The organism is Mycobacterium mantenii (genome assembly GCF_001667865.1).
In the GTDB taxonomy this organism is placed as follows: Bacteria; Actinomycetota; Actinomycetes; order Mycobacteriales; family Mycobacteriaceae; genus Mycobacterium; species Mycobacterium mantenii_A.
This window is the reverse complement of record NZ_LZJP01000032.1, coordinates 143,605-169,384: the sequence shown is the minus strand read 5'-3', so window position 1 is coordinate 169,384 and position 25,780 is coordinate 143,605. Positions and strand designations below refer to the sequence as shown.

The 25,780-nt window shown below is 68.5% G+C and carries 21 protein-coding genes; 12 read left to right on the top strand and 9 right to left on the bottom strand.

Features of this window, described 5'->3' with window-relative positions:
- Positions 1-27 precede the first annotated feature (27 nt).
- The 6 genes from A5688_RS05715 (at position 28) to A5688_RS05690 (ending at position 3,865) form a co-directional block, all read left to right on the top strand.
- Positions 28-378 (top strand): hypothetical protein, encoded by a 351-nt coding sequence (locus tag A5688_RS05715; RefSeq protein WP_067834846.1) that lies wholly within the window; start codon positions 28-30, stop codon positions 376-378.
- A 64-nt stretch (positions 379-442) separates the two neighbouring features.
- The gene (locus tag A5688_RS05710) at positions 443-832 is read left to right on the top strand and encodes a nitroreductase family deazaflavin-dependent oxidoreductase (RefSeq protein ID WP_067834848.1); all 390 of its coding nucleotides are present in this window, start codon (positions 443-445) and stop codon (positions 830-832) included.
- Positions 833-841: 9 nt separating this feature from the next.
- Positions 842-1,174: a TfoX/Sxy family protein gene (locus A5688_RS05705; RefSeq protein WP_067913484.1), complete on the top strand. Its 333-nt coding sequence runs from the start codon at positions 842-844 to the stop codon at positions 1,172-1,174.
- 41 nt (positions 1,175-1,215) lie between these two features.
- Positions 1,216-1,842: an endonuclease gene (locus A5688_RS05700; protein ID WP_067913483.1), complete on the top strand. Its 627-nt coding sequence runs from the start codon at positions 1,216-1,218 to the stop codon at positions 1,840-1,842.
- A gap of 7 nt (positions 1,843-1,849) precedes the next feature.
- The gene (locus tag A5688_RS05695; protein WP_067913482.1) at positions 1,850-2,575 is read left to right on the top strand and encodes a DUF72 domain-containing protein; all 726 of its coding nucleotides are present in this window, start codon (positions 1,850-1,852) and stop codon (positions 2,573-2,575) included.
- 48 nt (positions 2,576-2,623) lie between these two features.
- Entirely contained in the window at positions 2,624-3,865 is a 1,242-nt protein-coding gene (locus tag A5688_RS05690) for an NAD(P)/FAD-dependent oxidoreductase (RefSeq protein WP_068268078.1), read from the top strand.
- A 3-nt stretch (positions 3,866-3,868) separates the two neighbouring features.
- On the opposite strand, the gene A5688_RS05685 is transcribed toward A5688_RS05690, so the two are convergent.
- The 3 genes from A5688_RS05685 to A5688_RS05675 all read right to left on the bottom strand — a co-directional run bounded on the left by A5688_RS05685 (position 3,869) and on the right by A5688_RS05675 (position 10,144).
- Positions 3,869-5,995 (bottom strand): NAD-dependent epimerase/dehydratase family protein, encoded by a 2,127-nt coding sequence (locus tag A5688_RS05685; protein ID WP_067913478.1) that lies wholly within the window; start codon positions 5,993-5,995, stop codon positions 3,869-3,871.
- Positions 5,996-6,108: 113 nt separating this feature from the next.
- The gene (locus A5688_RS05680; protein WP_067913473.1) at positions 6,109-7,593 is read right to left on the bottom strand and encodes an acetyl-CoA acetyltransferase; all 1,485 of its coding nucleotides are present in this window, start codon (positions 7,591-7,593) and stop codon (positions 6,109-6,111) included.
- 148 nt (positions 7,594-7,741) lie between these two features.
- A complete protein-coding gene (locus tag A5688_RS05675; RefSeq protein ID WP_067913472.1) occupies positions 7,742-10,144 on the bottom strand; it encodes a CaiB/BaiF CoA-transferase family protein in 2,403 nt (800 codons plus the stop codon).
- Between the two features lie 219 nt (positions 10,145-10,363).
- Between A5688_RS05675 and A5688_RS05670 the strand changes: the two genes are divergently transcribed.
- The 5 genes from A5688_RS05670 to A5688_RS05650 all read left to right on the top strand — a co-directional run bounded on the left by A5688_RS05670 (position 10,364) and on the right by A5688_RS05650 (position 17,416).
- Entirely contained in the window at positions 10,364-11,281 is a 918-nt protein-coding gene (locus A5688_RS05670; RefSeq protein ID WP_067834865.1) for an undecaprenyl-diphosphate phosphatase, read from the top strand.
- Between the two features lie 297 nt (positions 11,282-11,578).
- Positions 11,579-13,093 carry an alkaline phosphatase family protein gene (locus A5688_RS05665; protein ID WP_242660361.1) on the top strand — a complete coding sequence of 505 codons (1,515 nt, stop codon included), beginning with the start codon at positions 11,579-11,581 and terminating at the stop codon, positions 13,091-13,093.
- Between the two features lie 95 nt (positions 13,094-13,188).
- Complete coding sequence (locus A5688_RS05660; protein ID WP_067913466.1) at positions 13,189-14,037, top strand: SDR family oxidoreductase; 849 nt, start codon at positions 13,189-13,191, stop codon at positions 14,035-14,037.
- Between the two features lie 44 nt (positions 14,038-14,081).
- A complete protein-coding gene (locus A5688_RS05655) occupies positions 14,082-16,487 on the top strand; it encodes a phosphoketolase family protein (RefSeq protein WP_067913464.1) in 2,406 nt (801 codons plus the stop codon).
- 167 nt (positions 16,488-16,654) lie between these two features.
- Complete coding sequence (locus tag A5688_RS05650) at positions 16,655-17,416, top strand: CPBP family intramembrane glutamic endopeptidase (protein ID WP_067834873.1); 762 nt, start codon at positions 16,655-16,657, stop codon at positions 17,414-17,416.
- A 6-nt stretch (positions 17,417-17,422) separates the two neighbouring features.
- On the opposite strand, the gene A5688_RS05645 is transcribed toward A5688_RS05650, so the two are convergent.
- The 5 genes from A5688_RS05645 to A5688_RS05625 form a co-directional block, all read right to left on the bottom strand.
- Positions 17,423-18,451 carry a zinc-binding alcohol dehydrogenase family protein gene (locus A5688_RS05645; RefSeq protein WP_067913462.1) on the bottom strand — a complete coding sequence of 343 codons (1,029 nt, stop codon included), beginning with the start codon at positions 18,449-18,451 and terminating at the stop codon, positions 17,423-17,425.
- A gap of 47 nt (positions 18,452-18,498) precedes the next feature.
- The gene (locus tag A5688_RS05640) at positions 18,499-18,798 is read right to left on the bottom strand and encodes a GlsB/YeaQ/YmgE family stress response membrane protein (RefSeq protein ID WP_067834877.1); all 300 of its coding nucleotides are present in this window, start codon (positions 18,796-18,798) and stop codon (positions 18,499-18,501) included.
- 147 nt (positions 18,799-18,945) lie between these two features.
- A complete protein-coding gene (locus tag A5688_RS05635; protein ID WP_067913460.1) occupies positions 18,946-19,998 on the bottom strand; it encodes an alanine and proline-rich secreted protein Apa in 1,053 nt (350 codons plus the stop codon).
- A gap of 122 nt (positions 19,999-20,120) precedes the next feature.
- Positions 20,121-21,224: a sulfate/molybdate ABC transporter ATP-binding protein gene (locus A5688_RS05630; RefSeq protein WP_067913454.1), complete on the bottom strand. Its 1,104-nt coding sequence runs from the start codon at positions 21,222-21,224 to the stop codon at positions 20,121-20,123.
- Positions 21,225-21,226: 2 nt separating this feature from the next.
- Entirely contained in the window at positions 21,227-22,024 is a 798-nt protein-coding gene (locus tag A5688_RS05625; RefSeq protein ID WP_207546607.1) for an ABC transporter permease, read from the bottom strand.
- 135 nt (positions 22,025-22,159) lie between these two features.
- Between A5688_RS05625 and A5688_RS05620 the strand changes: the two genes are divergently transcribed.
- Positions 22,160-24,820 (top strand): ATP-binding protein, encoded by a 2,661-nt coding sequence (locus tag A5688_RS05620; protein ID WP_242660360.1) that lies wholly within the window; start codon positions 22,160-22,162, stop codon positions 24,818-24,820.
- A 49-nt stretch (positions 24,821-24,869) separates the two neighbouring features.
- On the opposite strand, the gene modA is transcribed toward A5688_RS05620, so the two are convergent.
- Positions 24,870-25,646: a molybdate ABC transporter substrate-binding protein gene (gene modA, locus A5688_RS05615; protein ID WP_067913450.1), complete on the bottom strand. Its 777-nt coding sequence runs from the start codon at positions 25,644-25,646 to the stop codon at positions 24,870-24,872.
- Positions 25,647-25,780: the final 134 nt, after the last annotated feature.

The following is a 25,780-nucleotide window of genomic DNA, read 5'->3' as shown; positions in this document are numbered from 1 at the left end:
GTCGAGCGGCTCGATAAGGAGTTCATCATGAGGTTGAACAGAATCGCTGCTAGCGCTGCGATTGCGGGTGCACTGACGTCCGGTGCGTTCGGAATTGGTGCAGGGTTGGCGCAAGCCGATCCACATGGGCCGAATCCGCCGGTACCGGGCTGCGTCGGGGGGCCGGGCGCGAACTGCAACGGTCCGGGCACCCCGCTTCCGCCCGGACAGCGCGGATTCCCGCCGCCGGGTCACTTCAACGACCCGGTCGGTTATGGGTATCCGGCTCGCTGGATGCCGCCGGGCCAGCCGGGCGACTACCCGGTGGTATTTAACCCGGACGTAAACCAGTGGGGCGTCTTCCTGCCGGACGGTCACTTCGTCGCCTACGCGACGTAAAGCCGTGCAACGAGACAGCCGCCGCGCATGTGGCGGCTGTTCTCGTTTGCGGCAGAATCAAGGCATGAGTGACTCTGGGAATCTGAAACGGCAAGTGGTCCATCGCGTTCAGCGGCTGCTGGTCAATCCGGTGGGTCGTCAGTTGCCGATGACCATGCTGGAAACCACCGGACGCAAGAGCGGACAGCCGCGGCGCACCGCGGTGGGCGGGCGCGTCGTGGACAACCAGTTCTGGATGGTCTCCGAACACGGTGACCACTCGGACTACGTCCGCAACATCAAAGCCAACCCGGCCGTGCGGGTGCGGGTCGGCGGACAGTGGCGAAACGGCACGGCCCACCTGCTGCCCGACGACGACGCCGTGCAACGGCTGGGCAAGCTGCCGCGGCTGAACAGCGCGGTGGTCCGGCTGATGGGCAGCGACCTGCTGACCGTCCGCGTCGATCTGGACTGACGCCCGTTCATGGCCTACGACGAGGATCTGGCCAACCGGATCCGCGAACTCCTCGGTGCTGAGCCAGGTCTCGAGGAGAAACGCATGTTCGGCGGTCTGGCGTTTCTGATCAACGGCAACATGTCGGTGGCCGTCAGCGGCCAGGGCGGGCTGCTGGTGCGGGTGGCGCCCGACGACCTCGACACGATGCTGCGGCGCGCGCACGTCCACCCCATGGTGATGGGCGGCCGGGATGTTCGCGGCTGGCTACGGGTTGACGACACCGGCCTGCGAACCAAACGACAGTTGCAGGTTTGGGTCACCCACGGCGTGGGTCACGCACGCAGCCTGCCACCCAAATAGCGTGCGGTTTGCTCGCGCAGGGCCGGGGTACGCGATTGCCTATGGACAAGCGGGTGCGACGACTGCTCGACGTCGCCGGTACGACCTATGCGGCGCAGGCACACATCACGATGAGCGACAAGCCGATGCCGCTGTTTCAGCTCCTGGTGCTGTGCATGCTCGCCAGCAAGCCGATCGACGCCGACATCGCCATGGCCGCCGCGCGGGAACTGTTCAAAGCGGGCCTGCGGACGCCGAAGGCCGTGCAGGCCGCGGACCGGAAGACCATGATCGAAGCGTTCGGACGCGCGCACTACGTACGCTACGACGAGAGTTCGGCGACCCGGCTCGCCGATATGGCCGACCGCGTTCGTGACGAGTACTCGGGCGATCTGCGGCAATTGGCAGAGCGCTGCGGGCGCGACGCGGCCGCGGCCAAACGGATGTTGAAGGCGTTCAAGGGGATCGGCGACACCGGTGCCGACATCTACCTGCGCGAAGTTCAAGACGTGTGGCCCTGGGTGCGTCCGTACTTCGACGACCGAACCATCGGAACCGCCAAGAAGCTGGGTTTGCCCGCCGACCCGGCGAAGCTGGGATCACTTGCGCCGCAGGATAATGCGCGGCTGGCCGCCGCCCTGGTCAGGGCGTCGCTGGACGACGACGTGCGTCAGCGGGTGACCGGCTGAGCGAGTCGTGAGCACACGCATCGGAACCTCGGGGTGGTCGTACAACCACTGGGTCAATGTGCTGTATCCGGCCGGAACGCCGTCGGGGCGCCGACTCGCCCGCTACGTCGAGGTGTTCGACACCGTCGAACTGAATGGGAGTTTCTACCGGTGGCCCCAGGATTCGACCTTCACGGGTTGGCGCCGGCAGTTGCCGGAGGGCTTCACCATGTCGGTGAAGGCGCATCGCGGCTTGACGCACTACCGCCGGCTGGCCTCACCCGAGCCGTGGATCGAGCGGTTCGAACACTGTTGGCGCCTGCTGGGTGATCGGCACGGGGTACTGCTGGTGCAATTGCATCCCGGCCAGCAGCGTGACGACGCGCGCCTGGATTCGTTCCTGGCGCTGGTGCCCGAGTCGATCCGGGTGGCCGTCGAATTGCGGCACCCGTCCTGGAATGACCCCGCCGTGTTCGAATTGCTGGAACGCCACCGAGCCGCCTATGTGGTGATGAGCGGCCTGGGGCTGGAGTGCATACCCCGGGCGACGACCGACTTCGTGTACATCCGGATGCACGGGCCGGATCCGGAAGCGAACTATGCCGGGTCCTATTCCGACGACGACTTACGTCGCTGGGCCGACCGACTCGCCGAGTGGGCCCACGAGGACAGGGACGTGTGGATGTATTTCAACAACGACCTGGGTGGCCACGCGGTCCGTAATGCCCTGGCATTGCGCGAACTTCTGAGTTAGTCGCGCACGAGTAGGCTGGAATTCTGCGAAAGAACGGGGGCGCCCACCATGGCCAACTCGACCAGCTTCGTCATCGTCGGCGGCGGACTCGCGGCGGCCAAAGCCGTAGAAGCATTGCGAGACAACAACTTCGATGGGAACATCACGGTGCTTGCCGACGAGCAGCGGCTGCCCTACGAGCGGCCCCCGCTGTCGAAGGAGTATCTGGCCGGGAAGAAGTCGCTGGCCGATTTCACCGTGCACAACGCCGACTGGTACCGGGACAACGAGGTCGACCTGCGGATCAACACGAGGGCGTCCGCCCTGGACGCCGCGGGCCACACCGTGGGGCTGCCCGACGGCACCACCGTCGGTTACGACAAGCTGCTGCTGGCGACGGGCTCGGCCGCGCGGCGCCCGCCGATACCGGGCTCGGACTCCGGCGGGGTGCATTATCTGCGCACCTATGAAGACGCGGTGGCACTGGATTCCGTTCTGAGCGAAGGTACTTCGCTGGCCGTCGTGGGCGCCGGCTGGATCGGGCTGGAAGTGGCCGCCGGCGCCCGTCAGCGCGGCGTCGACGTCACTGTGGTCGAAGCGGCTGAACAACCGCTGATGGCGGCCCTGGGAGAAACCGTCGGCGAAGTGTTCGCCACCTTGCATCGCGAGCACGGGGTGGATTTGCGGCTCGAGACACAGGTCGAGGAGATCACCCGGGCCGACGGAGCGCACGGGTCGGCCACCGGTTTGCGGACCCGCGACGGGGCGACGATCGCGGCCGACGCCGTGCTGGTGGCCGTCGGCGCCAAACCGAACACCGAACTCGCCGAACAGGCCGGGCTGTCCATGGGTGAGGGCGGTGTGCTGGTCGATGCCTCGTTGCGCACCAGCGACCCCGACATCTACGCCGTCGGCGACATCGCCGCGGCCGAACACCCGCTCTTCGGCACCCGGATCCGCACCGAACACTGGGCCAATGCGCTCAAGCAACCCGCGGTCGCGGTGGCCGGGATGCTCGGCAGGCCAGGGGAATACGCCGAGCTACCCTATTTCTTCACCGACCAGTACGACCTCGGCATGGAATACGCCGGGCACGCGGCCGGCTCCGCGCGCGTGGTGTTCCGCGGCGACGTCGCCGGCCGCGAATTCGTCGCGTTCTGGCTCGACGGCGATGACCGGGTGCTGGCCGGCATGAACGTCAATGTCTGGGATGTGCTCGACGACGTCAAAGCGCTGATCCGGTCCCGGGCCCCGGTCGACGTCGACAAGCTGGGCGATCCACAGTCACCGCTGGCCGACCTGTGCGGGTGATCGTCAGCCGGCGGTGCGTTGGGTGTCGGCGTCGTCAGCGCTGCGCCGGACCGGAGCCCAGGTGCCGTCGATGACGTCGGGCGGGCACTGCACCAGCAACCGCTCCCGCTCGGTGCGCCGGCGTTTGATCCGCAGCCGCGCATCGCCCGGAAGGGTGACCAGTTCGTTGCAAGTCAAGTAGTACATGTCGGCGACGTCGTCGATCAGGTCCGCCTCTAATCGCAGAGAACCTAAGGCGCGCAACGTTATCCGAAGCTCGTGCGTGAATCGCATCGTGCTGTCGTGGGCCAGCTCCCGCGAGCCGCGGGCGTTGGCGGCGGACCGTTCGTTCGTCGTCACCGGCGGTGTGGATTGTGCCGCGGCGGTTGCGGCCGCGATCAGCAACATGGTCGGGTCGTCGGCGAACGTCCTGCTGGCCAGCTCCGCCTCCCCCGGGCCTCGATGCCCGATCCGAGCGACGGCGGCATCCACGGCGGCCGCCGTGTCCGGCGACAACGCGCGAATGCTGGCGAGGTTGCCCTCCTCGGCCAGCGCGCACAACGGCGGGTCGGCGCGCAGCGCCGCCGCCAACTCGGCGATCTCCGCGGCGACGAGGTCGCTGTCGGCGATCATGCCCACCCCGGCCACGCTGCGGCCGGCGTGGCCGCGCACCGGGGCCGCGGCGCTCACGCCGGCGTCGATCAGCCAGAGCGCGTTGAGGATCCACCCCTGATGAATGCGGTCGCGCAGCAGCCGGAGCCGGACTTCCAGTGCGGCCTCCGGCAGCAACGCCAGTTGGCTCGCATCGAGGTGCTCCGCCATCGCGGCGGCACCGTAGGCCCGGGTGTCGGCCCGCAGATGGCGCAGCAGGGCCACCGACCGTCCCGTGGCAACCGCCTTGGCGACCGAGCCGAGCGGCCCGCCCGCCAGGGTCGGCTCGCCAAGCGGCAGCGGATCCCCGATGTGGGGCTGGCCGACCAGGGCGTTCCGGACGAGGGCGTCCTGGTCCCAACCGGGCAGCTGGGCGGCGGCCACCATGTTGACCGAAACCCCGACGTAGGGACGATGGCCGAACACCGCGATGGCCCTGCTGCCCCATTCCTCGTCGACCGCGCCGCCGAGCGCGAGCAGCTGGCCCAACACGCGGCTAGCGGTGCGCAGTCCGCTCAGTTGCACGTCCAGCGTTATCGGGGTGAGCGGTCCGGGCAGCGCCTCGTTGAGGGCGGAGCCGCTGAAGATCGGGAACCGCGGATCGATCTGGTCGTCGAATTCGCCCTCGATGCCTTCGGGCGCGGCGCTGTGCGCACCATCGGCCGCCCGCCGACCGTGTGGCAGCACCTCGACCGGCACGGCGAGCCGTCCGCCGTGGTTGATCGCCCCCGCGGTGTCGATTCGGCGGCCGACCAGTCCACGAGCGGTGTCGCCGACCGCGTCGAGCGCGTGCCAGCCGAAGTTGAAGGACCAATCCTCTTGTGCCGCAGCCAAATTCATCTCAGGAATGAGCTGCGGCCAGCTGCGCACCCGGTGCAGCCGGAACCGCGGGTCGGTGGCCCGCAACATCCGCCACGCGGTGATCAGGTTGACGGTGTCCGGGCTGGCGAGGTCCACGACACCCGTGCGATCGGTGTTCAGTGCCAGCACCAAAAAGCGCATCAGATCGTCGAGGTGCAGCACTCGCATGGGCTGAGCCGAAACCTTGGCGCGCACCAGGGTGGCCACGGTACGGCACACCATCCAGTCGAGCTGGCGACCGACCGGCGGTGCGATCCGGACAACCACGGTGGGGCCCCAACTGGAGGACACCAGGTCTTCGGCCGGTCGATAGAGCTCGGCCCGGCCCGCGGCCTGCGACACGAACAGCAGCCGGCAACCGGCGCGGGCGGCCGCGTCGGTCACCCGGGCAAGACCGTCCATGTCCGCGCTGCCCGGGGCGGACGGGTCGATGGGGGCCAGGTGGATCACCGCATCGGCTTCGTCGGTCAGGTCCCGCAGCACCCGGTCGTTCAGCGATGCGCAAACAAAGTCGACGTTGCGGTCGAGGCATGGATGCGGGAGCTCAGCAATCCCCGTGACCGTGTGCCCGGCAGCGATGAGCTGCCCAGCGACCAGGCGCCCGAGTGCGCCGGTGGCGTCGGTAACCAGGATGTGCACCTGGGCTCACCTCCCCCAACCCTCAGCACTCAACAATAGGCAAGCGGACCTGGGCTACGCGACCGTTAGTCCGGTAACGGTTCGGTGACCTGCCGTGATGCCGGAGTCCGGGGCTATCGCAGCGTCGCGCTGCCATCCGCGGCGACGGCAACCTTGGCGCCACCGATATCTTCTCGCACCGATGCCTCCGCCGCGGCGCGGTCGGTGACCACGGCAAGCGCGCGCGACCCGTCGGGCGTACGCACGGCCAGAAACGCCTTTTCCGGCTGGCCGTCGCGGTCGAACGGCGTCGTCCAGGCCTCGACGGTGCCGACACCTTGCCACTCCACCACCGCCGCCGTCGTCGGCTCCCGATCGACGGCCGGTTGCGAGTCCTCCCAGCGGAATTCGGCCGGCGGATCGGTGCTGTACACCCCGAAGCTGTGTTTGGTCAGGTAGCCGCCGTTGGCGGTGATCAGGCCGTGCCGGCCCGGATTGGCCACCAGCAATTCCGCCATGGTGGCTATCGAATGCATCACGTAGTTGCTCCACGGTCCGCCGGCGAACGTCAGCCCGCCGGTCACCGTCAGCGGGCGGGCGGGATCGTCGACGCTCAACCCCAGTTCGGCGGCAGCCACCTGGACCGCGGAGGGAAAGCACGAGTACAGGTCGACGTAATCGATGTCGTCGATGCCCAGGCCGGACAGTTCCAGCGCCCGCGCGCCGGCGATCCGGATCGCCGTCGAGCGGTGCAATTCGTGACGCTCGGCGATGGACGGCGTGTCGTGGGCGTCGGTGCCCGCGTGCGGGAAAACCCACCGCTCGGCCGGAATTTTCAGCCGGGTCGCCTCCCCCACCGAGGTGAGGACCAGCGCCGCGCCCTGGTCGACCATGTTGTTGGAGTTCATCAGCTTGGTGTAGGGCCAACTGATCATTCGGTTGTGCGGGCCCGCCTGACGAATGTCGTCGGCGCTCGACGGCTTGCGGATCCAGGCGTGCGGGTTGTGGACCGCCACCGCGTTGAACCGTGCCCACAGCGCTCCGATGCGCTCGAGGTGGTCGTCGATCGACTCGCCGTTCGCGACCCGAAGCGCCTCCTCGAACATCGGGTAGACGTAGGCCGGCCGGTCGAGCGAGATCCTGATCTCGGCGTCACCGGCCATCGGCACGTCGTCGCCGCTGACTTCGGCCATCGGCACCGAGTGGTCCTGCTCGGTCCAGACCAGCTTGCCGCCCTTGGCCCGCAATCCCCGCCTGGTGCGCCACGTTTCGGCGCCGGCCAGCAGCACCACCTTGGCCCGGCCCCGCTGAATGTCCAGGCAGGCCTGGTTGACCAGCGACTGCGGCACGTTGCCGCCGACGGGGCTGTACAGCGTGCCGAAGTCGGAGGCGCCGATTCGCTCGCCGAGCAGCAGGCCCGGGTCGCGGTAGTGGGCCGACAGGATGTTCACGATCCGGATGGAATCCACGGCCTCGATCACGGCGGCGTCGGCTGCGCGCTCGGCCGCGGCCACCATCAGATCCATCGGCTCCACCGACCGGGTTCCGGGGTCGATCTCGTCGCGATGGTTGACCTGGCCGTAGCCGATCAACACCGGGGTCCTGGGGTCGACGGTCATAGGGACGAATTTAGCGTGGCTATGAATCCGGCCCGGTCGGCGGGCCTCAGGCCTTGTCCGGCGGCCGCGAGCGTCACCCCGGCATGGCGGCGCGCGACCCAGGTCACGCCAGCGTGACACCGGGCGCGGATGAGATCTGCCTCGACCGCTAGGCGTTGTCGGCCGGGCCGGACAGGACGCCGTCATCGATCAGCCGCCGGATGTCCGCGGGGTTCATTCCCAGCAGTTCTCGGCAGATCTCCACGGTGTGCTGGCCGGGCATCGGCGCCGGGGCCTGCCGGGCCGGCGGGATGTGGTGAAACGGCGCCGGGCCGGTCTCGGCCGGCAGCGGATTGTCGATCAGCGGATGCACCATCGGGCTGTAGACGTGGCGGGCGTTCAGCTGCGGATCCTCGAGCACGTCCGGCGGGCGGTTCATCGGCCCGGCCGGCACTCCGGCCGCCTGCAGCAGTTCGGCCGCCCGCAGCGGGGTGCGGGTACGGGTCCAGACGGAAACCAGCTCCACCAGTTCGTCGCGATGGGCCAGGCGCGCCTCGCCGGTCGCGAAGCGGGGATCGTCGCCCCATCCCGCATGGTCGAAAATCGAAGTGGCACGGCGCCATTCATCATCGGTTCGGATCGAGATGACGCACCACTCGTCGTCACCCGCGCACGGAAAGACCGCATGCAGGCTGGTGTCCTCGCGAATCTGCGCGACGCCCGCGGCCAGCGCGGCCTCGGTGACGTACAGCGTGTCGAGCTGGTTGACCACGACTTCGGCCTGCGAGACGTGGACGTGGGCTCCCCGGCCGGCCCGGCCGCGGTGGATCAGCGCGGCCAGCGCCCCAATCGCCGTGACCCGCCCCACCACGTGGTCGGGAAAGACCGTGGTCGCGTCGTAGAAGCCGTGCCTGCCCGTGCCGGCTTCGTCCTGCGCACCGTCCGATGTCCAGAGGCTGGTGACCCCGGTCGTGGCGCGGACCAGCGGGCCGTAGCCCAGCCGCGCGCTCCACGGCCCCGTGTCGCCGAATGCACTGCTCTCGGCCAGCACGATCCGCGGGTTGATGGCGCGCAGCTCATCGTAGGAAAACCCGAGTGCGGCAAGGGTTCCCGGCTTGAAGTTGGCAAAAACCGCATCGGCCTCGGCCACCAGGCGGCCGAAGATCTTCTTGCCCTCGGCGCTGCGCAGATCCAGCCCCAATGCGCGGTTGTTGCGGTGTGTCCAGGCGAACGACTCGCTCATGGCATCGCCAATCCTGGCCTGCCGCAATCCGTCTGGGTAATCGACACTTTCGACTTTGATGACGTCGGCGCCCAGGTCGCCGAACAACCGGCTCAACTCACCACCGGCGACGATGATGCCCAGATCCAGAATCCGCAGCCCGGCGAACGGATAGTCGCCCAGCCGGCCCGATGACGACGGCACCACCGACGGATTGCCCCGCCAATACGGTTCGTCCTGCCCCGCGGCGGGCACCGGCGTCCGAAAACCCGCGCGCCGGCCGTCGACGACGAAATATCCCGTCGGCACGCTGGTGCGCACGCCGGGGACGAGTTCGGCCTCGGTGATGGCGCCCACCGCCTGAAAGTGTTCGGACCCCAGGATCCGTGCGGGCGTCAGCACCGCGGCGATCGGCACCCCGTTCGCCTGTCCGGCGGCCACCAGATCCTTCATGGTCTGTCCGGCGAACAACTCCCGGATCAGCTCGCTGATCTGCGGCCAGGCCGCGAACCGCGCGCCGATCGCGTCGTATTTCTCGTCCTGAAATTCCTCCGGTTCCCCCAGCCAGCGCCGCAGGCCGCGCCACTGCCGCGGCGCCATCACACACAGCCGGACGTGACCGTCCTGGCAGGCATAGATCGGGTACGCGTCCTGGTTCTTGGGCCGGCCCCGCCACCGCCCGCTGCGGCGGACCCCGGCGGCGGCCTGACCATGCGCACCGAACGCGGGATCGAGGGCCATCACGACGGCGTCGAACCAGGAAAAGTCGATATAATCGCCTGTGCCGCAACGTAATCGATTGTAGTACGCCGCAAGCGCGGCCCATGCGGCCTGAACGGCGGCGGTTGCCGAAGCGATACCGTCCGGCGGCAATACGGGGGTGCCGGTGGTGGGGCCGGACCGCGACAGCGCGCCACACATCGCGTACAACACCGGATCGGTGGCACGCCAGGACGACCGCGAGCCCGTCGCGCCGAAATCGGTGATCGACAGCACCACCAGGTGCGGGTAGCGGGCCGCCAGCTCCTCACCGGAGGTCCCGAACATGGCCCCGCGCTCGTCGGCGCCGGTGTCCACGACGATGTCGGCCTCCGCGGCCAGGTCCAGGAAGCGCGCGCAGTCCTCGTCATCGAAAGGGTCGAGCACCGCACTGCGCTTGTTGGCGTTGTGCACGGCGAACGAAATGCTGGCCCCGCGCAGCGTGGGCAGCGCGTCGCGTCCCAGGCAGCCGCCCGGCGGCTCCACCTTGAGCACGTCGGCACCCAGGTCGGCGAACAGCCGGGTGACCGCGTCGGCGACGCCGCTGGACAAGTCGAGGACTCGCACGGCGTCGAGCAACCCGTCGGCCATCTGGACACCGTACCCGGCTGGTCAGGCCGCTGCGCGGCGGGCGTTCCCGACGCTTAGCGCCCGTCGCGACCGCCAAAGTGCCGGGTGGGCAGGCTGATTCGGCCCACGCGGCATCGACTCCGGCGCAACGCTCGGTCGAAGAACCACGCCGGCGCGGCGTCGGCTATCGTCACAGGCCGACCGCCAGGCCCTACCCGTCGTCTCATGGAGGCATCCCCTATGACCGCGCACCTGAGCTACGTCGAGGCCGTGGTGGTCGGCGCGTTCCAAGGCGTCACCGAGTTGTTCCCGGTCTCCAGTTTGGGGCACGCGGTGCTGGTGCCGGCGCTGGTCGGCGGGCGGTGGGCCCAGGACCTCAGCGTCTCCGCCCCCAAATCGCCCTACCTCGCGTTCATCGTGGGCCTGCACGTGGCCACCGCCGCGGCCCTGCTGGTGTTCTTCTGGCGGGACTGGGTGCGAATCGTGACGGGGTTCTTCTCGTCGCTGCGCCACCGGCGGATCCAGACGCCCGATGAACGACTGGCGTGGCTGATCGTCGTGGGCACGATTCCGGTGGGTCTGGCCGGGCTGGCGCTGGAACAGCTGTTTCGCACCACACTCGGCAAGCCCGTGCCCGCGGCGGCCTTCCTGTTGCTCAACGGCATCGCGCTCTACGCGGGCGAAGTGCTCCGCCGGCGCATCGCACCCACACCGGGTGAGGCCGCGACGGCCGGCGAGGAGCCCGAACACGGCGACGAGGCCTCAGACCATCGGCTCGCCCAACTCCCCCTGGCTCGCGGCGTGGTGATCGGTGCGGCGCAAATCCTGGCCCTGCTCCCCGGCATCAGCCGCTCGGGGATCACCATCGTCGCCGGCCTCTGGCGGGGACTGTCGCACGAAGACGCCGCCCGGTTCTCCTTTCTGCTTGCGACGCCGATCATCCTGGCCGCCGGCGTGTACAAGATCCCGGAGCTCTTCGGTCCGCTGGGCTCGGGAATCGGTGGCCAGGTGCTGGCCGGCAGCGTCGCCTCCTTCGTCTGCGCCTATCTCGCCGTGCGGTTCCTGACGCGCTACTTCCAAACCCGCACGCTGACGCCCTTCGCGATCTACTGCGCCCTGGCCGGCGGCGCCAGCCTGGTCTGGTTTGCCCTGAGCTGAGCCGGTTGGCCGTAGCCGGGCGCCCTATCCCCGGTTGCGGCAACGCATTACATGATCCGGATGACATCAACTCACCGACTCGGTCACCAAAAGGCAACCGCTCGGTCTCAATTCACGCAACAACGTAGGTGTTACGCGTGAGGTAGCCCACGATCGACGGAGCGATCCGCGGCGTCTTGACCACAGAGGTGATGCCTGATGTTCTGTCGCCTTAGTCGTGTGGCTGGCGCCGCCGCCGGGGCTGCACTGCTCGTGCTGTCGACGTGCAGCGCGCCCCGAGTGGCCGCGGCAGCCCCGATGAGCCCGAATCTGTTGGTCAACCCGGGCGCCGAGCTCGGCGACCCCTCGCTGTCGGGATACAGCGGGGTGTCGATACCGGGCTGGATCGCCACCGGCACACCGACGGTGATCAAATACAACACCCTGGTCCGGCTGCCCTCCCCACTCGGGTCGCCGGGGCCGACCATGCCGAAGTTCCTGGCGTTTCCGGCCGCCCAGAACGGGCCACCCGACGGCGGCGTGCAGTACTTCGGCGGTGGAAACGTGGCGACGTCCACCCTCACCCAAACCGTCGACCTCAACGGGGCGGCGGCCGCCATCGATACCGGCACCGTGCCCTTCACGCTGAGCGGTTGGCTCGGCGGCAACAGGCTAGAACTGTCCGAGGCGTCGGCCACCGCCGACTTCCTGGCCGCCAACCAATCACCCTTGGGTACAGCCAAAATCGGGCCTGTCTCGATCCTTCAGCGCGGGCTCAAGACGGAGCTGGCCGAACGCGACACCAGCGGGCTGATCCCCGCCGGCACCCGCAGCGCGCGGGTGACCGTCACCTTCAAGGACACCCACTGGGCGGGCGGCGCCTACAACCACTCCTACGCCGACAATTTGGCGTTCACCATCGGCGCCCCGTTGCCCGCCCCGCAGCCACCGGCGCCACCCCCGTCGACCGTCGGACCCCTCGATCACGTCTTCCTGGTCTACATGGAGAACCACGGCGTGAAGGACGTTGTCGGCAGCCCCAAGGCGCCGTACATCAACAGCCTGATCAACACCTACGGATACGCGTCCAACTACTTCGCGCTGACCCACCCCAGCAACCCGAACTACTACCCGATCCTCGGTGGATCCGACTTCGGCTTGAACTACGACTGCCCCATGAACTGCGTCGACGCCCCCAACCTGGCCGACTCCCTGGAGGGGGCGAACAAGACCTGGGCCGGCTACGAGCAGTCGATGCCGACCCCGTGTGCCACCGCGTCCAGCGGCGGATACACCCCCGGCGAACTGCCGTTCCTCGCCTTTCACGACATCGTCTCCAACGCCGCCCGCTGCCAGGCGCATGTGCTGCCCCTGACGCGGATGGGCACCGATCTCGCCGCGGCCAACACCACCCCCAACTTCGTGTGGTTCGCCGCGGACGAGGACCACAACATGGAGGGCCCGGTCAACCTGCAATTCGGGGTCAGCGAGCTGACGTTCCATCAATACAACATCAGGGCGGGCGACCAGTTCCTGCAGCAAGTGCTGCCGACGATCGTGAACTCCCCCGCTTTCCAGACGCAACGCAGCGCCATCTTCATCACCTGGGACGAGGACTACAACAACCTGTCTCTGACCATCGGCAACGACGGTAACCATGTGCCCATGATCGTCATCCCCTCACCGAATTCCGGTATGCGCCAAGGCCATTTCGTCGCCGCCAACCACTACAACCACTACAGCCTGCAGCGCACCATCGAAGATTCCCTGGCGTTGCCCCGACTGACCAACAACGACAAGTTCGCGCAACCGATGAACGAATTCTGGCCTTAGCCGGTCACCGGGCTTGTTGCGCGGGGGCGGCTTCGAGTGCTGTGCTTAGCCGGTTGTCTAGTTGACACCCGTCAAGAATCTGGAGGGGACCGGACATGGCAGACACGGCAACGATCGGGCTGAAGGTTCGCGGCAAGGTCATCGTGATCACCGGTGGCGCGCGGGGAATCGGGCTGGCCACCGCGACCGCGCTGCACAAGCTGGGCGCAAAGGTCGCCATCGGCGACGTGGACGAGGTCCGGGTGAAGGAGTCGGGCGCCGACCTCGGCCTCGACGTCTACGGCAAGCTCGACGTCACCGACCCGCACTCGTTCTCCGATTTCCTGGACGAGGTCGAACGTCGACTCGGCCCGATCGACGTGCTGATCAACAACGCCGGCATCATGCCGCTCGGCCGGATCGTCGACGAGCCCGACGCCGTCACCCGGCGCGTCCTCGACATCAACGTCTACGGCGTGATCTTGGGCAGCAAGCTGGCAGCGCAGCGGATGATCGCCCGCGGGTCCGGACACGTCATCAACGTCGCCTCGCTCGCCGGGGAGACCTACATCGCCGGCGCGGCCACCTACTGCGCCAGCAAGCACGCGGTGATCGGGTTCACCGACGCTGCCAGGATCGAATATCGCCGGGCGGGCGTGAAATTCTCGGTGGTCATGCCGACGTTCGTGAACACCGAATTGATCGCCGGCACGTCGGGAGCCAAGGGCATCAAGAACGCCGAGCCGGCCGACATCGCGGAGGCGATCGTCCACCTGGTGGCGCATCCCAGGCCGCGAGTGCGGGTCACCAAGACGGCCGGCGCGATCATCGCGTCGCAGAAGTTCATGCCGCGCGCGCTGTCCGAGGGGCTGAACCGCGCCCTCGGCGGCGAGCACGTCTTCACCGACGACGTCGACGTCGTCAAGCGCCGGGCGTACGAGGCCCGAGCCCGCGGCGAAGAGTAATCACGCACGAGCGTTGTTCACCGATGGCGCGGACAATCGGGCGGGTGAGCCTCGAAACCCGAACCCCCGCGCCCGCGCAGTCTCCGCTCTCCGACGACGAACTAGCTCTCCTCGACAAGTACTGGCGCGCAGCCAATTATTTGTCGGTCGGGCAGATCTATCTGCTGGACAATCCGCTGCTCAACGAACCGCTGTCCGCCGAGCACGTCAAACCGCGCCTGCTCGGGCACTGGGGCACCACGCCCGGGCTCAACCTGATCTATGCGCACCTGAACCGCATCATCCGCAACCGGGACGCCGACGTCATCTACGTGACCGGGCCGGGGCACGGCGGCCCGGGATTGGTCGCCAATGCCTACCTGGAAGGCACCTACAGCGAGGTGTACACCGGCATCGAGGAGGACACTGAGGGGCTGCGCAAACTGTTCCGGCAGTTCTCCTTCCCCGGCGGCATCCCCAGCCACGTCGCGGCCCAGACACCGGGATCCATCCACGAGGGCGGTGAGCTCGGCTACGCGCTGGTGCACGCCTACGGCGCGGCCCTCGACAATCCCTACCTGGTGGTGGCCTGCGTCGTCGGTGACGGCGAGGCCGAAACGGGGCCGTTGGCCGCCAGTTGGCACTCCAACAAGTTCCTCAATCCGGTGACAGACGGCGCGGTGCTGCCCATCCTGGCGCTCAACGGCTACAAGATCGCCAACCCGACGGTGCTGGCCCGCATCCCGCACCAGGAGCTGGAATCGCTGCTGCGCGGCTACGGCTACCGGCCGATCACGGTCGCCGGCGATGACCCGGCCGACGTGCACCAGCAACTGGCGGCCGCGCTCGACGACGCGTTCGACGACATCGCCGGCATCCAGAGTGCGGCCCGCGGCGGCGGTCAGGGGCAGCGCCCTGTGTGGCCGATGATCGTGCTGCGCACGCCCAAGGGCTGGACCGGGCCCAAGGTGGTCGACGGCAAGAAGGTCGAGGGCACGTGGCGCTCGCATCAGGTGCCGCTGTCGGAGACGCACAACAATCCCGAACACCGCGCCCAGCTCGAAGAATGGCTGCGCAGTTACGGGCCCGAGCAGCTTTTCGACGACAACGGCAGGCTGCGCGACGAATTGCGGGCACTGGCGCCCTTCGGGGATAGGCGGATGAGCGCCAATCCGCACGCCAACGGCGGGTTGCTCCTGCACGATCTCGACCTGCCGGACTTCCGTGACTATGCCGTGGCCGTCGAGCGGCCAGCTGTCACCACGCATGAGGCCACCCGGGTGTTGGGCACGTTCCTGCGCGACGTGATCGCCCGCAACTCCGACCGGTTCCGGCTGATGGGGCCCGACGAGACGGCCTCCAACCGGCTCGACGCCGTCTTCGGGTCGACCGACAAGGTGTGGCTGTCGGAGGTCGAGCCCGATGACGAGCACCTCGCGCCCGATGGCCGCGTGATGGAGGTGCTCTCCGAACACCTGTGCCAGGGCTGGCTGGAAGGCTACTTGCTGACCGGGCGGCACGGCCTGTTCAACTGCTACGAAGCCTTCGTGCACATCGTCGACTCGATGCTCAACCAGCACGCGAAATGGCTTGCCACCAGCCGCGAACTGCCGTGGCGCCGGCCCATCGCATCGCTCAACTACCTGCTCAGCTCGCACGTGTGGCGCCAAGACCACAACGGCGCGTCGCACCAGGACCCCGGCTTCATCGACCTGGTCGCCAACAAGCGGGCCGAATTGACCCGGGTGTACCTGCCGCCGGACGGCAACACGCTGCTGTCGGTGGTCGACCATTGCCTGCGCAGCCGGGACTACATCAACGTCATCGTCGCCGGCAAGCAGCCCGCGCTGGCCTACCTGGACATGGACCAGGCCATCGCGCATTGTGCGCGCGGCCTGGGCATCTGGCCGTGGGCGAGCACGGCCACCGACGAACCCGACGTGGTGCTGGCCTGCGCCGGGGACATCCCCACACTGGAGACGCTGGCCGCGGCCGACATCCTGCGCCGCGAGCTGCCGGGGCTGGCGGTCCGGGTGGTCAATGTCGTCGACCTGATGCGGCTGCAGCCGGAGTCCGAGCACCCGCACGGCCTGCCCGACCGCGAGTTCGACGCGCTGTTCACCCGCGACAAGCCGGTCATCTTCGCCTATCACGGCTATCCGTGGCTGATCCACCGCCTGACCTACCGGCGCACCAACCACCCCCACATCCACGTGCGCGGATTCAAGGAGCGCGGCACCACGACCACGCCGTTCGACATGGTGATGCTCAACGATTTGGACCGCTTTCACCTGGTGATGGACGTGATCGACCGGGTGGACGGGCTGGCCAGTCGGGCCGCCATGCTGCGGCAGCGCATGGTCGACGCCCGCCTCGCCGCGCGGATCTACACGCGCGAGCACGGCGAGGACGACCCGCAGATCGCCGGCTGGACCTGGGAGTCGAGCGAGCAGAACGAACGCAGTGAGTGATGGGAGCGAGACGACCCATCGGGCTGGGAGTCGAGCGAGCAGAACGAACGCAGTGAGTGATTTGAACGACGAGATTGCCCGCATGGCTGCGCTTCGGGCGCCAATCACCACCATGACGGCCATCTCATTGAACCGTCGCAGCCGCTTGGCGCCGGTAGGCTGGACGGATGCCTGACGCCACCGGGACAGCCGACACTCACCCGGCGGTGGCGCAGCTCTCGGCGCTGCACAGTTTCCGGATCAACCTCGACATCGCCGTCGTCGTCGTGGTGCTGGTGCTGACCAACCTGATCGCGCACTTCACCACGCCGTGGGCGAGCATCGCCACCGTTCCGGCCGCAGCCGTCGGGTTGGTCATCTTGATGCGCTGCCGGGGCCTGGGCTGGGCGGACCTCGGCCTGGGCCGCGAGCACTGGAAGCCCGGCATAGGTTACGCGCTGGCCGCCGTGGCCGTTGTGGCGGCGGTGATCGCGGTGGGCGTGTTGCTGCCGGCGACCCGGCCGATGTTCATGAACAACCGCTACGCCACGATCTCGGGGGCGATGATCGCCTCGATGGTCGTCATCCCGTTGCAGACTGTCATCCCCGAGGAACTGGCCTTCCGGGGCGTCCTGCACGGCGCGCTGCACCGGGCCTGGGGCTTTCGCGGCGTCGCGCTGGCGGGTTCGCTGTTGTTCGGACTGTGGCACGTCGCGACGTCGCTCGGGCTGACCAGCAGCAACATCGGCCTCACCCGGCTGTTCGGCGGCGGGATCTTAGGCATGATGGCCGGGGTGACCGGGGCGGTGCTGGCGACCGGGGCCGCCGGATTCGTCTTCAGCTGGCTGCGCCGGCGCAGCGGCAGCCTGATCGCGCCGATCGCGTTGCACTGGTCATTGAACGGGCTCGGCGCGCTGGCCGCCGCGCTGGTGTGGCATCTGTCCGCTTGACGCCGATCAAACGAGCAGCACCGCCGCACCGGCGATGCGGCCCGCGCTCAGATCCGCCAGCGCCCGATCCGCTTGTCCGAGCGGATATTCCGGCGTGGTGACGTCGATGTGGTGCTTGCCGGCGAAGTCGAGGAAGGCCCGCGCGTCGGCCCGGGTGTTGGACGTGACCGAGCGGACCTGGCGTTCCTGGAACAGGTGGCGCTGGTAATTCAGGACCGGGATATCGGACAGGTGAATCCCGGCGATCGCCAGGGTGCCGCCGCGGTCCAGCGCTTCCAACGCGGGCAGCACCAGCTCACCCACCGGGGCGAACAGGATCGCGGCATCCAGCGGCACCGGCGGCGGATCGGCGGCGCCTTGTGCCGACGCCGCGCCCAGCCCCAGCGCCAGTTCCCGCGCCTGGGATCCGCGGGTCATCACGTGCACCTCGGCGCCTTGCGCCAGCGCCACCTGCGCGGTGATGTGCGCGCTGCCGCCGAACCCGTAGAGGCCCAGGCGCCCCCCGGACGGCAGCTCGGCGCGCAGCAGCGAGCGGTAGCCGATGATGCCCGCACACAACAACGGGGCCAGCTCGCTGTCGCTGTAGCCGGCCGGCAGTGGGTGCGCGAAAGCCGCCGGGACGGTGGCAAATTCGGCGTAGCCGCCGTCGGCGTCCCAGCCGGTGTAGCGGGAGTGGGGGCACAGGTTCTCGTCGCCGCGACGGCAATACGTGCACACGCCGCACGTGTGGCGCAGCCAGGCGATGCCTACCCGGTCACCGACCCGGAAGTCCTCGCCGGCCTCCTCCCCCATTTCGATGACCTCACCGACCACCTCATGGCCGGGAGTGACGTGGTCGCGGTGAACGGGCAGATCGCCCTCGGTGACGTGCAGGTCGGTGCGGCAGACGCCGCACGCGCGCACGGCCACCAGCAGTTCGGACGGTCCCGGGCGCGGTATCTCGGTGGTGACCTGCTCTAGCGGGTCGGTGTTCATCGGCCCGGGTCGACGGACCCGCCAGGCCCGCATTGCCGTGGTGGTCACCGGTGGAGGCATCAATCCATCATGCCGCTAACCACCACGGCTGCAACGGGTTAAGTGACCTAGGTGCGGCGGACCATGCCGACGACCCAGAGCAGGATGAGGGCTCCGAGCAGGGCGGTGAAGAAGGTGAAGATGATGCCGCCGCCCGCGGTGTTGACGAAGAAGCTCAGGATGAAGCCTCCGATCAGCGCGCCGACAACGCCGATCACGATGTCCATCAGGATGCCGGCCCCGCTACCGCGGATGATCCTGCTGGCGAGCGCGCCGGCCAGACCGCCGATGATGATGTAGCCGATGATGCCGACGCTGGTAAACGTCGTGGAGCGGGCCAGATATTCGGTAGCAGCAGTGACGTCCATGGGGGTCTCCTTGCAATCGCTGGCAAAGCCCAGCTATTTGCTGGGCCGTCATTTCGGTATACCCAGTTTGGGTCACGAAATGAGCGCCGAATTGGAGACGGTTGACCAGTCGATTTGCGCTGCGACCGCGCCGATCGGGCGGCGCGGTCAGGCCGAGAAGGTCTGCTGCGGTGTGGGTGTCGGGGTGGGACTGACCTCTGAGGCCGGCGCGCCACCCGGAACCGGCGCCGGCGCACCCGGCGCGGCGGGAGCCGCCGGAGCCGCGGGAGCCGGTGCGGGAGCGCCCGGCGCCGCCGGCGCTACCGGTGCGGCCGGCGCCCCCGGCGCCGCTGGCGGCCCGGCCGGCGGTGTCCACGCTTGGATCGACTCCGTCAGCGCCTTGGCCGCGCCCCGGTCCACCGGGTCGTTCGAGGTACCGAGCCACACCACGAACCAGCGCTGTGCGGTACCGCCGTTGGCCGAACCGATGACGCCCGTCCAGATCTGGCCGTTCGGCTTGGACGCATCGCTGAACTTGACCTCGTAATACGACGCGCTGCCGGTGCTGCCGTTGCTGCCGTTAAGGGGTGTGCTGTCCTGGTTGATCCGGGTGCCGGGATAGGGCATGAAGAACTCGCCCATGTCCGACCCCAGCCGCACCGCGGCCTTGGCATTGTTGGCTTCCGCACTGGCGTAAAGCTTCTGGTCCAGGCGGCCCATCACGATGCGGGTGTCGTTGGCCACCGCGGGTGGCTGGTCGGGCATCGGCGGCGGGCCGGTGACCTTGCTCAGCAGCGCCGAGCCGTAGTCGAGGTGCGAGGCGTCGGACTCCACCCAGCCGCCGGGCAGGACGTAGCTGAATCCCCCGACCGCGTTGGTGATCCGCCCGGCGTTCGGGTCAGCCGCCGGTGGCGGCGGCGCGTTCGGGTCGGCGGGTGGCGGCGGTGCCGCGTTGGGGTTGGCCGCAGGCGGCGGGGCCGCGTTGGGATCACCCGGCGCCGGTTGCCCATTCGGCGCCGGGGCGGCCGGCGGCGCGTTGGTCGCCGGCGCGCCGGGCGGGGCCGCGGCCGTGCTCGGCGGGACCGGGGTCGGCACCTCGGGGTCGGCATTGGAAGTTGCCGGCAACGCGATGGCGACTGCGCTGGCACCGGTCACCGTGGTGATCGCCAGTGTCGTCCACAGCCCTTTACGACGGGTCGAGGTCGGATCCACCTGCTCCATGGCGACGAACCTACCGTGTTACCGCTGTGACGCAAGGGTGTAGTGCGGACTAGTGCAGCGCGGATTTACCGATGTTGCCGATGCGCAATCTTCTCGAGGCCCGGCGCTTGCCACTGCGCGGCTCACCGCGCGGCGGGATGCAGTGTCACCTCGTGGGCCTTGATGGAGAACCACACTCGATCGCCGGGCACCAATTGCAGCTCCGAGGCGGCGTCGACGGTGATCTCCGCGGCGAGCCCCGGGGCACCGTCGGGTTGCTGCGCGCCACGCACCAATACCGCCCGCCCGTGGACGTCGATCTCGGCCACCACGACCTCGACGGTGTTGCGGGGGCTGCCGTGCGGCCGCTCGCGATACACGGCCACCGCCGTAGGCGGGAACACCGCGATCACACGCTGGTCGGGCGAGAACGCTTCGCCGCTCTGCGGTGGGGCCGCATACCAGCGCTCGCCGGAGTCGGCGTGCAGCGAGCCGTCACGGTCAACGGTGCCGTTCACCAGGTTGATGCCCGCGATGCGGGCGGCGAAATGACTGCGGGGGGCGGTGAGAACCTCGGGCACCGGGCCGATTTCGGCGATCTGGCCGGACTCAAGCACCAGGACGCGATCGGCCAGGGTGAACACGTCCAGCAGGTCGTGGGTGACCATCACCGCCGCGCAGCCGATGCGGGTGATGACCGTGCGCAGCACCGCCCGGATCGCGGCGGCTGCGGCGACGTCGAGGCCGGCCAGCGGTTCATCCAGCAGCAGCACGTCGGGTTCGGCCGCCAGCGCCCGGGCGATCGCGACGCGCTGTGCTTGGCCGCCGGACAGCTGTCGCGGTTTGCGGTCGGCAAAGCCCTCGGCGTCCACCTCGCGCAGCCAGCGCAGCGCCGTCGTTGCGGGGGTGGTGCGGGCCGAACGCAACCGCGTGCGCCGGCTGTGCGGTCCGAACGCGACATTGGCGGCGACGCTCAGGTGCGGAAACAGCAGCGCGTCTTGCATCAGCAGCCCGACCCTGCGGTCGTGTGTCGCCACGTTGATTCCGGCCGCGGTGTCGGTCAGGACCCGGTCACCCAGCCGCACCAACCCCTGGTCGGGACGGAGTAGCCCCGCGATGACATGCAGGACGGTCGATTTGCCGGCGCCGTTGGGGCCGAGCACCGCGAGCACCTCACCCGCGGACACGGTGAACTCCACGTCCAAGTTGCGGTCCGCGACGACCGCGCGCAGCTGCAATTCGCTCATGGTTACCTGGTGTCGGCCCCGGTCAGGCGGCGGGCACCCAGACCCAGCACCACCAGGGCCGCCACCACCACCAGCAGGATCGACAGCGCGACAGCGGCATTGGCGTCGGTCACCCGTTGCAGGTAGATCTCCAGCGGCAGCGTGCGGGTCACTCCCTGGCGGGATCCGGCGAACGTCAGGGTCGCGCCGAACTCGCCCAGCGAGCGGGCGAAGGCCAGCACCGCCCCCGACACCACGCCCGGCAGCAGCAGCGGCAGGGTGATGCGCCACCAGATGGAGCTCGGCCGTGCCCCCAGCGTCGCGGCCACCACCTCGAAATCGGCCCCCGCGGTACGCGCGGCGCCCTCGAGCGAAATCACCAGGAACGGCAGCGAGACGAAAGTCTGTGCCAGCACCACGGCGGTGGTGCTGAACGCGATGCTGACGCCGGCGGCTTCCAGATACCGGCCGAGCAATCCGAGCCGGCCGAACGCGTACAGCAGCGCGATTCCGCCCACCACCGGCGGCAGCACCAGGGGCAGCAGGATCAACGGCCGGAGCAACCGGACCAGGCGCGCCTCGCTGCGCGCCAGCACCAGGGCCATCGGCACCCCCAGCGCCACACACAGCACCGTGCTGGCGGCGGCGGTCTTGAGGCTCAGCGACAACGCCGTCCGTGACGACGAGCTGGTGATCAGCGACCAGAAATGCGGCCAGTCGACCTTGACCGCGATGGCCAGCAACGGCAGCACCACGAAGACGGCCCCCACCGCCGCGGGGAGATACACCCAACGGGGCAGATCCGTGCGACGCTCGCGGATACGCACACCCCCTAACCACGGCCGGAGATAGACACCGCCTCAACCTAGCGCTGGGCGCGTCACGAATCGGCTAGCGCGCGCTCGTTTCCGCCGATGTGGCGGTTCGGGGCGCGTCTGTTGTGAGATTCTGCAGAGGTGCCAGCGCCTTCGGGTGTCGTGACTTTTCTGTTCACCGACATTGAGGGATCGACGCGTCGGTGGGAGGCCGACGCCGAGGAGATGCGGGTCGCCCTCGCCGCCCACGACCACGCGTTGCGAAAGGCGGTCGAGGCGCATGGGGGCTGGTTGTTCAAGCACACCGGTGACGGGGTGTGTGCCGCGTTCGCCTCGCCGCGCTCGGCCGTTGATGCTGCGGTGGCCGCCCAGCAGGAACTGGAGTTGCCGGTACGGATGGGGCTGGCGACCGGCGAAGCCGAGCTGCGCGAGGGCGATTACTTCGGAACCGCGCTCAATCGCGCGGCGCGGGTGATGGCCGCCGGGCACGGCGGCCAGATCCTGTTGGCCGACTCGACCGCCGGTTTGCTCAACGGAATGGACCTGGTCGATCTTGGGCCACGACGGTTACGCGATGTCCCGGTGCCGGTCGGGGTGTTTCAGGTCCGAGTGGCCGGCCTGCGCGCGGAGTTTCCGCCGCTGCGGGCGCTGGACACGACGCCGGGAAATCTGCGGGCCGCGACCACCAGCTTGATCGGACGCGAGGCCGAGGTCGCCGAGCTGCAAGCCGTCGTGAAGACACATCGGTTGGTGACGCTGACCGGGGTGGGCGGGGTCGGCAAGACCCGCCTGGCGATGGAGGTAGCAGGTCGGCTGGCCGATGAATTTCCCGATGGCGCTTGGTTTTTCGAGCTAGCGGCGGTGACCGATCCGGCGGCGGTGCCCGATGCGGTGGCGGCAGCACTCGGCATCACCCAGCAACCGGGCAGGTCCGTCACTGAGTCGGTGGCCGCCGCGTTGGAGGACCGGGTCCGGTTCTTGGTGATCGACAATTGCGAGCACGTTCTCGACGCCGCTGCCGACCTGATCGAAGCGATACTCGCGCGCTCGGCGACCGTACGAATCCTGGCCACCAGCCGCGAAGGACTCGGGATCGCCGACGAGCGCGTGTGGCCGGTGCGCTCACTGAGGTCGGCCGGGATCGACTCGGCAGCGGTGAGTCTGTTCGTCGAACGCGCCCAAGGCATCGCGCCGGGCTTCTCGATGGCCGATGGCGATGAAGCCGCCGCGGTCACCGAGATCTGTCAACGCCTCGACGGGATTCCATTGGCCATCGAGCTGGCGGCCTCACGCATGACGTCGATGACCGCCAGTGAGATGCGCGATCGCCTTGATCACCGGTTCCGGCTGCTGGTCGGCGCGCGGCGCGGCCTGGAACGCCACCACACGCTGCGCCACGCCGTGGCCTGGTCCTACGACCTGCTTGACGACACCGAAAAGACAGTGCTGGACCGATGTTCGGTCTTCGCGGGCGGATTCGACCTCCAAAGCGCCTGCGCGGTAGCAGGATCGGCGGACCTCGATGAGTACGCCATCCTCGAGATTCTAGACGCGCTGGTGCGCAAGTCACTCCTGCTCGCCGATCGATCTTCAGGACGGACCCGGTTTTCCATGCTGGAGACGATCCGCCAGTTCGCCGAGGACCAACTCGTGAGATCCGGTGCGGCAGAAGCGGTCCGGACAACGCACGCCCGCTACTTCGCCGGACGAGAAGCCGACATCATGGCGCTGTGGGACAGCCCGCGCCAGCGCGAGGCGAACGCCTGGTTGACCGTCGAGCTGGCCAATCTGCGCACGGCGTTTCGATGGGCCGCAGACCACGGCGACCTGGACGCGGGCGCCGCCATCGCGGCGTACACAGCGCTGCTCGGCCCATTTCTCGAGAACTTCGAACCGATAGCCTGGGCCGAAGAGCTAATCGAGCCCGCCCGCGCCGTCGACCATCCTCGTCTCGCCGCCCTGTGCGTGGGGGCATCGCTGTGTGTTCTCGTCGGACGCTTCGAACAGGCTATGCACTACAGCCAGGTCGGACAGACCGTCATCGCCGCTGCCGGCGATAAGGTGTCGTACTTCGGTGAGGCATGGCTCGGCAGTGCCTATTTGTTCGTCGGCCAGCCCCAACGGTATGTCGAGCTGTGCCGTGCCCAGCTGGCGCGCACCGGCGGCGCCAACACAATGGCGAAGGCGAACCTGGTGTTCGCCTTGGCGGTTTGCGGTTCGACCGACGAGGCTACGGCGACCGCCCACGGCCTCATCGATGGCGCCGAAGCGAGCCGCAACCCGTGGGTGCTTGCGTTCGCACTGTTCGCGTGCGGGTATGCCTTCGGCAACGCTGATTCAGATCGCGCGCTCGAGGCGCTGCGCCGGGGGGTGCTCGTCGCGCAGGAGAGCGGCAACCGATTCATGGAGACACAACTGGCGTACTGGCTGTGCATACTTGAAGCCGAGCACGGGGACCCGGTGGCGACGTTGGATTCCCTCGCTGTGGCCATCCGCAACAACCGCGAGACGGGCAACGTCGGCATGTTGCATAACCCGCTGGCCATCCTGGCCGTAGTTCTCGAGAGGCTCGGACGCTACGAACCAGCGACCACCATCGCCGGTTTCGCCGCGGTCAATCCCATGGCCCCAACGACCTTGCCCCAACTCGGCACAGCAATTAGCCACCTCCGCGAGGTCCTCGGCGGCCAAGCCTACGAATCGCTCGCCCGCAAGGGCGAGACGATGACCACCGCCGAGCTGGTGATGTACGCATACGACCAAATCGACCGGGCCCGAACGGAACTCGAACACCGAGGCTGAGTGCCACCTCAGGAGCCGGGGCGCTGCGCGGTGTCGACTCCCCCGACGGTCAGGGTTTTGCGAAGCCGGCCTGGGCCAGAATCCGCTGCCCCGTCGGTGAGGTCACCAGGTCGACGAACTTCTGCGCCTGTGCGGCGAGCGGCGCCTTTTTCAGCACGCCGATCGGATAGACGTTCACCGCGTGGGCGGCCTCCGGGAAGTTCACGGTCGTCACCTTGTTTCCCGCGCTCTGGGCGTCGGTGACGTACACCAGCCCGGCGTCCGCCTGCCCGGTCGTGACCTTGTTGAGGACATCCGTCACGCTCTGTTCCTCACTCACCGGGTTCAGACGCACGCCGGTGGCGGTTTCGACACGTCCGGTGGCCGCCCCGCACGGCACCGGCTGCTGGCAGATCACCACGTTGAGGCCGGGCCTGGCCAGGTCGGCGAAGGATCCGATCTTCTTGGGGTTGCCCGCCGCGGTGACGATGACCAAGGTGTTCGAGGCGAAGTTCGTCGGGTTGCCGTTGAGCAAGCCGGCCTTGCTCACCGTGTCCATCTGGGCGGTGTCGGCCGAGGCGAAGACGTCGGCCGTCGCGCCCTGCGTCAACTGGGTGGCCAGATCGGATGAGCCGGCGAACTCGAACTCGACGCCGTAACCCGGATTCTGGGTCTTGAACTGCTGGCCGATCTGCGTGAAGGCCGGCTTGAGCGACGCCGCGGCGAAGACTATGACCTTGCCGGATGCCGCCGACGGCCGCGACGACGGTGACTTCGAGCTGCACCCGATCAGGCCCGCCATCAGCATCAGACAAACCGCAGCGGCCAGGATCCCGATCCGACGCATGGATGCACCCTAGCCCGCCGATGATGCGGTTCGCGCGGTGCCCAAATAGCCGCAGGAAAGGGGCGGCCGAATAGTTACCCAAATGATCCGCGCGTCGCGCCGGCGAAAGTTTCGCCGACTAGCTACTGTCCAGT